Source organism: Bacillus sp. 01N45, from assembly GCF_056399205.1.
The window spans coordinates 1-4,901 of the sequence record NZ_JBFTQW010000032.1; the positions used below are offsets into that span (position 1 = coordinate 1).

The 4,901-nt window shown below is 51.0% G+C and carries 1 tRNA gene and 3 rRNA genes; all 4 read right to left on the reverse strand.

Annotated features, from left to right (window positions below):
- Nucleotides 1-66 precede the first annotated feature (66 nt).
- The 4 genes from AC1DMU_RS29380 to AC1DMU_RS29395 all read right to left on the reverse strand — a co-directional run bounded on the left by AC1DMU_RS29380 (nucleotide 67) and on the right by AC1DMU_RS29395 (nucleotide 4,806).
- Nucleotides 67-143, reverse strand: a tRNA-Met gene (locus tag AC1DMU_RS29380).
- A gap of 12 nt (nucleotides 144-155) precedes the next feature.
- Nucleotides 156-271, reverse strand: a 5S ribosomal RNA gene (gene rrf / locus AC1DMU_RS29385).
- Nucleotides 272-372: 101 nt separating this feature from the next.
- Nucleotides 373-3,258, reverse strand: a 23S ribosomal RNA gene (locus AC1DMU_RS29390).
- A 184-nt stretch (nucleotides 3,259-3,442) separates the two neighbouring features.
- Nucleotides 3,443-4,806 (reverse strand): 16S ribosomal RNA (locus AC1DMU_RS29395).
- The 16S, 23S and 5S rRNA genes sit together here with 1 tRNA gene alongside, the layout of an rRNA operon.
- Nucleotides 4,807-4,901: the final 95 nt, after the last annotated feature.

The window sequence follows — 4,901 nt, forward strand, 5'->3', positions numbered from 1 at the left end:
CGGGGTCGAACCGGCGATCTCCTGCGTGACAGGCAGGCATGTTAACCACTACACCACGGGACCATTTGGTTGCGGGGACAGGATTTGAACCTGCGACCTTCGGGTTATGAGCCCGACGAGCTACCGTGCTGCTCCACCCCGCGATGATATAAATAGCCTGGCAACGTCCTACTCTCACAGGGACAAGGTCCCAACTACCATCGGCGCTAGAGAGCTTAACTTCCGTGTTCGGTATGGGAACGGGTGTGACCTCTCTGCCATCATTACCAGACTGTATTCATTTAAGACAAGAATCATYRTAACTTATTTAACTTTTAAAGTCAACAAGTTTTTTATATTCYTTCAAAACTAGATAACATTGCTTCATATTATATGGTTAAGTCCTCGATCTATTAGTATTCGTCAGCTCCACATGTCACCATGCTTCCACCTCGAACCTATCAACCTGATCATCTTTCAGGGATCTTACTAGCTTACGCTATGGGAAATCTCATCTTGAGGGGGGCTTCATGCCTACCCAGCTATGCCCTTGGCAGAACAACTGGTACACCAGCGGTGCGTCCATCCCGGTCCTCTCGTACTAAGGACAGCTCCTCTCAAATTTCCTACGCCCACGACGGATAGGGACCGAACTGTCTCACGACGTTCTGAACCCAGCTCGCGTACCGCTTTAATGGGCGAACAGCCCAACCCTTGGGACCGACTACAGCCCCAGGATGCGATGAGCCGACATCGAGGTGCCAAACCTCCCCGTCGATGTGGACTCTTGGGGGAGATAAGCCTGTTATCCCCGGGGTAGCTTTTATCCGTTGAGCGATGGCCCTTCCATGCGGAACCACCGGATCACTAAGCCCGACTTTCGTCCCTGCTCGACTTGTAGGTCTCGCAGTCAAGCTCCCTTATGCCTTTGCACTCTACGAATGATTTCCAACCATTCTGAGGGAACCTTTGGGCGCCTCCGTTACACTTTAGGAGGCGACCGCCCCAGTCAAACTGCCCACCTGACACTGTCTCCCGGGTCGATAAGACCCGTAGGTTAGAATTTCAATACAGTCAGGGCGGTATCCCACCAGCGCCTCCACCGAAGCTAGCGCTCCGGTTTCAATGGCTCCCGCCTATCCTGTACAAACTGTACCAAAATTCAATATCAGGCTACAGTAAAGCTCCACGGGGTCTTTCCGTCCTGTCGCGGGTAACCTGCATCTTCACAGGTACTATAATTTCACCGAGTCTCTGGTTGAGACAGTGCCCAAATCGTTACACCTTTCGTGCGGGTCGGAACTTACCCGACAAGGAATTTCGCTACCTTAGGACCGTTATAGTTACGGCCGCCGTTTACTGGGGCTTCAGTTCAGAGCTTCGCTTACGCTAACCCCTCTCCTTAACCTTCCAGCACCGGGCAGGTGTCAGCCCCTATACTTCGCCTTACGGCTTCGCAGAGACCTGTGTTTTTGCTAAACAGTCGCTTGGGCCTATTCACTGCGGCTTTCCGTTAAGAAAGCACCCCTTCTCCCGAAGTTACGGGGTCATTTTGCCGAGTTCCTTAACCAGAGTTCTCTCGCACACCTTAGGATTCTCTCCTCGCCTACCTGTGTCGGTTTGCGGTACAGGCACCTTTTATCTCGCTAGAAGCTTTTCTTGGCAGCGGGGAATCAAAGACTTCGCTCCRTAAGGAGCTTCCCCATCACAGCTCAGCCTTCACGATAAGCGGATTTGCCTACTTATCAGCCTAACTGCTTGGACGTGCACAACCAATCGCACGCTTCTTCTATCCTTCTGCGTCCCTCCATTGCTCAAACGATAAAGAGGTGGTACAGGAATATCAACCTGTTGTCCATCGCCTACGCCTGTCGGCCTCGGCTTAGGTCCTGACTAACCCTGAGCGGACGAGCCTTCCTCAGGAAACCTTAGGCATTCGGTGGACGGGATTCTCACCCGTCTTTCGCTACTCATACCGGCATTCTCACTTCTAAGCGCTCCACCAGTCCTTCCGGTCTGACTTCACTGCACTTAGAACGCTCCCCTACCACTGATACCATTGGTATCAATTCGCAGCTTCGGTGGTGTATTTAGCCCCGGTACATTTTCGGCGCAGAGTCACTCGACTAGTGAGCTATTACGCACTCTTTAAATGGTGGCTGCTTCTAAGCCAACATCCTAGTTGTCTAAGCAACTCCACATCCTTTTCCACTTAATACACACTTTGGGACCTTAGCTGGCGATCTGGGCTGTTTCCCTCTTGACTACGGATCTTATCACTCGCAGTCTGACTCCTAAGGATAAGTCATTGGCATTCGGAGTTTGACTGAATTCGGTAATCCGATGAGGACCCCTAGTTCAATCAGTGCTCTACCTCCAAGACTCTTACACTTAAGGCTAGCCCTAAAGCTATTTCGGGGAGAACCAGCTATCTCCAGGTTCGATTGGAATTTCTCCGCTACCCACACCTCATCCCCGCACTTTTCAACGTGCGTGGGTTCGGGCCTCCATTCAGTGTTACCTGAACTTCACCCTGGACATGGGTAGATCACCTGGTTTCGGGTCTACGACCACGTACTAAACGCCCTATTCAGACTCGCTTTCGCTGCGGCTCCGCCTCTTCAGCTTAACCTCGCACGGGATCGTAACTCGCCGGTTCATTCTACAAAAGGCACGCCATCACCCATTAACGGGCTCTGACTATTTGTAGGCACACGGTTTCAGGATCTCTTTCACTCCCCTTCCGGGGTGCTTTTCACCTTTCCCTCACGGTACTGGTTCACTATCGATCACTAGGGAGTATTTAGCCTTGGGAGATGGTCCTCCCAGATTCCGACGGAATTTCACGTGTTCCGCCGTACTCAGGATACATTCAAGAGAGAACGAAGTTTCGACTACGGGGTTGTTACCCTCTACGACGGACCTTTCCAGGTCGCTTCGTCTACCTCGTTCCTTTGTAACTCCGTATAGAATGTCCTACAACCCCAAGAGGCAAGCCTCTTGGTTTGGGCTATGTTCCGTTTCGCTCGCCGCTACTCAGGAAATCGCATTTGCTTTCTCTTCCTCCAGGTACTTAGATGTTTCAGTTCCCTGGGTCTGTCTTCCTTACCCTATGTATTCAGGCAAGGATACCATACCATTACGTATGGTGGGTTTCCCCATTCGGAAATCTTCGGATCAAAGCTTACTTACAGCTCCCCGAAGCATATCGGCGTTAGTCCCGTCCTTCATCGACTCCTAGTGTCAAGGCATCCACCGTGCGCCCTTTCTAACTTAACCAAACTAAAATCACGCTTATCAGGCGTGCGCTCTAACCAGCTGAGCTATAGGCCCATACAAATTGCAGGATTTATTTATATCATATCCTCATTTAAGAGTCAATACTTAATTGAACTCTCAAAACTAAACGAAAACGAAACACGGAAACTTATATTGATGAACAGTGTTCATCAATTCTCCATAGAAAGGAGGTGATCCAGCCGCACCTTCCGATACGGCTACCTTGTTACGACTTCACCCCAATCATCTGTCCCACCTTAGGCGGCTGGCTCCATAAAGGTTACCCCACCGACTTCGGGTGTTACAAACTCTCGTAGCCCAGGTCATAAGGGGCATGATGATTTGACGTCATCCCCACCTTCCTCCGGTTTGTCACCGGCAGTCACCTTAGAGTGCCCAACTTAATGATGGCAACTAAGATCAAGGGTTGCGCTCGTTGCGGGACTTAACCCAACATCTCACGACACGAGCTGACGACAACCATGCACCACCTGTCACTCTGCTCCCGAAGGAGAAGCCCTATCTCTAGGGTTTTCAGAGGATGTCAAGACCTGGTAAGGTTCTTCGCGTTGCTTCGAATTAAACCACATGCTCCACCGCTTGTGCGGGCCCCCGTCAATTCCTTTGAGTTTCAGCCTTGCGGCCGTACTCCCCAGGCGGAGTGCTTAATGCGTTAACTTCAGCACTAAAGGGCGGAAACCCTCTAACACTTAGCACTCATCGTTTACGGCGTGGACTACCAGGGTATCTAATCCTGTTTGCTCCCCACGCTTTCGCGCCTCAGTGTCAGTTACAGACCAGAAAGTCGCCTTCGCCACTGGTGTTCCTCCATATCTCTACGCATTTCACCGCTACACATGGAATTCCACTTTCCTCTTCTGCACTCAAGTCTCCCAGTTTCCAATGACCCTCCACGGTTGAGCCGTGGGCTTTCACATCAGACTTAAGAAACCACCTGCGCGCGCTTTACGCCCAATAATTCCGGATAACGCTTGCCACCTACGTATTACCGCGGCTGCTGGCACGTAGTTAGCCGTGGCTTTCTGGTTAGGTACCGTCAAGGTGCCAGCTTATTCAACTAGCACTTGTTCTTCCCTAACAACAGAGTTTTACGACCCGAAAGCCTTCATCACTCACGCGGCGTTGCTCCGTCAGACTTTCGTCCATTGCGGAAGATTCCCTACTGCTGCCTCCCGTAGGAGTCTGGGCCGTGTCTCAGTCCCAGTGTGGCCGATCACCCTCTCAGGTCGGCTACGCATCGTTGCCTTGGTGAGCCGTTACCTCACCAACTAGCTAATGCGACGCGGGTCCATCCATAAGTGACAGCCGAAGCCGCCTTTCAATTTCGAACCATGCAGTTCAAAATRTTATCCGGTATTAGCCCCGGTTTCCCGGAGTTATCCCAGTCTTATGGGCAGGTTACCCACGTGTTACTCACCCGTCCGCCGCTAACTTCTTGAGAGCAAGCTCTCAATCCATTCGCTCGACTTGCATGTATTAGGCACGCCGCCAGCGTTCATCCTGAGCCAGGATCAAACTCTCCAATAAAGTTAGTTTGTCTAGCATCTAAAAATAAAAATTGACGTTTCACGTTGTTTGTTTCGTTYAGTTTTCAAAGTTCAACATCGCGTTTCAGCGACTTT